The following is a 3,442-nucleotide window of genomic DNA, read 5'->3' as shown; positions in this document are numbered from 1 at the left end:
GCGCGCGTAGTCGAGGAACGCCGACACCACCCCGTTCAGGCGATTCACCTCCTCGACGATGACCTCCAGGAACTCGCCCTCCTCGCCGGGTAGCCGCTTTGGATCCAGGCACTGCGCCGCGCCCTTGATGGCCCCCAGCGGGTTGCGGATTTCATGCGCCAGACCCGCCGCCATCTCACCCAGCGCCGCCAGGCGGTCGCGCTCGCGGATCTTCTCGTACAGCTTCGAGTTCTCCAGCGCCGTGGCCAGGCGCTCGGCCACCTCCAGGATGAGGGCGATCTCATCCGAGGCGTACGCCTCTGGCACCCGCTCGTCCCACAGGTTGAGGAAGCCGATGACGCGGTCGTTGCCCAGCAGCGGCACGGTGATGCCGGCCTTCATCTGGAGGAGCGCCGCACGCGTGTCGTTGAGCCGCTTGAGCTCGTCCCGGAAGCGCTTGCCCTCCACCACCTGCTGGCGCAGCACCGCGATGCGCCGCTCCACGTTCTCCAGCAGCACCGCCTTCTGCCCCGAGGCCACCGCGAACAGCACGCCGCGCGCCGCGCCCGTGTCCAGGAAGCTCACCGGCGCAGGCCCTCGCGCGTCCAGCAGCCGGTAGCCCGGCCTGTCCTCGGCCAGCAGGTACAGCGAGGCGTGGGTGATGCGACCCGACTCGTGCAGCGCGTCCATCACCATGCGCGCCAGCTCGGAGATCTGGATGACGCCCGCCATCCTCGCGCGGGCGTTGCCGAGCACCCGCAGCAGCTCGAAGCGCTCGCGGAAGAAGATGGCCACCACCTGCTCCTCCACCTTGGCGCGCAAGGGCTCCAGGAGGATGAGGATGACGAAGGCCGCCACCACCGTGTTGAAGAGGAAGAGCGAGGTGTTGTTCTCGTCCACCCACACCGTCAGCACGGTGAAGACGGCGGCGAGGATGGTGGCCAGCACCGTCTGCGAGGCGATCTTCCCCAGCAGCTCGTGCAGGTCCATCAGCCGCAGCCGCAGCAGCGTCTGCGCCAGGAAGAAGAGGTAGAGCGTGGTGAAGACGGGCCCCAGGGTGGGGAAGGGCAGGCCGTCGAGCGCCAGCAGATCCAACGCCGAGAAGAGGATGGAGGCCCCGGCGCCAATGGCCAGGTAGGTGAGCCGCAGCCTTTCGATCCGCGACTCGCTGGTGCTCATTCGATGGAGCAGCAACGAAACCGAACCCAGCAGGGCAGCGAGCACCCAGGCGCCCATGGCGACGCGGGCCCAGCCCTTCTGTGCGAGAGGCGACACGGCCACCGCGAGACCGAAGACGGCGGAGAGCACAGCGAGCCGCCGGCCGAGCAGATGGGTACCCTTGCTCACCCCCAAGAATTCGAGGAAGAAGGCCACTGCGGCGCCAGGAACCAGCGAAGCCAGTAGAATGGTGGCACCCACCGCCACCCGCGACACCCACGGCGCCTCCACATGCGCGAGGAGGCTGTGGAAGAAGCTGGACAGGTAGTACCCGCCCACCGTCAACGCGAAGACGGAGTAGAGCGTGAGCACCCGTGGACGCCCCGCCCTCAACAACATGGACAAGCCGAGCGCCAGACCGATGATGGATGCGAGGAGCGCGCTCTGTGTGCGGATGTCCATGCGTGGTGGCCAGTCTAACCTCCGTTCGTTCCCGGAAATTTTTCACCTGCTTCCAGTTGTCTCCGGGGCTGCCCCGGCGCATCACCTGAGGGCCCTTCCCGTATGAAAGCCTTCGTCCCCCTGCTTGCCGCTGCCGCTGCCGCCGCCTCGTTGGCCTTCGCCCAGGCGCCCGCCTCCGAGGAGCCATCCGCGGCGCCTCGGACCTACACGGAGAACGCGCCGTCCGAGGCCCAGCTCTCTCCGCCTCCGGACGCGGACAAGGGGGTGATGCCTCCAGGGTATGTGGAGGTGCTCAACCCGGCCTTCCCCGACGCGCCCCCACCCAAGCCCGCCGAGCCCCGTGTCTTCAAGGGCCGCAACTACGGGCTGGACGACCTGGCCCCGTACTTCGCCCAGGGCAAGCGCAAGGAGGCCAAGGAGGCCTTCGACAAGGGCTTCTACACCCGCGCCCGTGACCTGCTGGAGAAGGAGGGCGACTCGCTGCCCGTGCGCTACCTGCGTGCCTTGAGCGCCGTGCGCGCCGGGGATGACGCGCGCGCGGCCGCGGAGATGACCGTCCTGGCCGAGGACTACCCCGCGCTGCGCGACCGCTGCCTCACCCACGCTGGCGTGGCCCTCGAGTCGCTCGGGCGCTTTGGCGACGCGGGCGTGCTGCTCGCCCAGGTGTCCGAGGACTCCCGGCTGTACGCCGACGCCCGCCTGGCGCTCGGTCGCGTGCTGCGCAAGGCGAAGGATCCGGAGGCCGCGCTCGCGGCGCTCGCCCCCCTGGCCAACCGCACCTCGCCCTCGTGGGGCCGCAACGTCGCCGCCGAGGCCCTCCTGGCCAGCGCCGACATCGCCGCCGAGAAGAAGGACAAGACCCGCGAGCGCGAGTTCCTCTGGCGCCTGTGGGCCTCACACCCGCTCACGCCCCTGGCCAAGCAGGCCGAGGGTCGTCTCAAGGGTCAGCAGGCGCCCGTGGCGATGAAGGTGACGCGCGGCGAGCAGCTCATCGAGCTCAACCGCAACCGCCAGGGCCTCGACGTGCTGGAGCCCCTGCTGCCCTCGCTCAAGCTGCCGGACGCGCTCGCCTGCCGCGCCCACTTCGCCTACGGCAAGGGCCAGCGCAAGGAGCGCCAGCACACCCGCGCCATCGCCGCCCTCACCCCCGTGGTGGAGAAGTGCCAGGATCGCGATCTGCTGCCGCGCGCCCTCTACGTGCTCGGCTCCTCGCGCTCCATCGTCGACCAGGCGAAGGGCCCCGAGACGTACGAGCGGATCGCCCGCGACTTCCCGGACCACTCCTTCGCCGACGACGCGCTCTTCTACGCCGCGGACCTGTACGTGAAGACGGGCCGGCTGGAGCTCGCCTCGCAGCGGCTCCAGGAGCTCGCGAAGCTCTATCCCCAGGGCGACTTCCTCGGCGAGGCGCTCTTCAAGGACTTCTGGATCGCCCGCACGCTGAAGGTGGAGGGCGGTGGGATCGCCAGCCTCCAGGAGATCGAGAAGCGCTTCGCCGAAGCGGACGAGACGTACGACCTGGAGCGCGCGCGGTACTGGCGGGCGCGCACCCTCCAGGAGAAGGGTGACAAGAAGGGCGCCGCGGACCTCTTCGAGCTGCTCGCGGTGGAGCACCCGGCCACCTATTACGGGCTGATGGCGCGCACGATGCTGGGCGAGCTGGAGCCCGAGCGCATGAAGCGCGTGGAGCCCCAGCTGGACTTCACCCGGCAGGAGCGCCGCGCCCCGTGGCCCCTGCACGCGGGGACGATGGAGAAGGATCCGCACTTCATCGCGGCCGTGGAGCTGCTGCGCCTGGGCTTCCCGGAGGCCGTCTCCTCGGAGCTGCTCGCCGTCAACCGCA

General features: G+C 69.8%; 2 protein-coding genes. One reads left to right on the top strand and one right to left on the bottom strand.

What is annotated here, in order from left to right; genetic code table 11:
• The coding region (locus tag VF794_RS12190; protein ID WP_331109910.1) for a histidine kinase dimerization/phospho-acceptor domain-containing protein at positions 1-1,599 on the bottom strand (1,599 nt) is incomplete at its 3' end.
• A gap of 102 nt (positions 1,600-1,701) precedes the next feature.
• On the opposite strand from VF794_RS12190, the gene VF794_RS12185 reads away from it, so the two are divergent.
• Positions 1,702-3,442, top strand: a 1,741-nt coding sequence (locus tag VF794_RS12185; protein WP_331109908.1) for a tetratricopeptide repeat protein, incomplete at its 3' end; no start/stop codon positions are given.

It is taken from the genome of Archangium sp., from assembly GCF_036389735.1.
GTDB lineage: Bacteria > Myxococcota > Myxococcia > Myxococcales > Myxococcaceae > Archangium.
The sequence above is the reverse complement of the archived record's forward strand: the minus strand, read 5'-3'. Positions and strand labels throughout refer to the sequence as shown.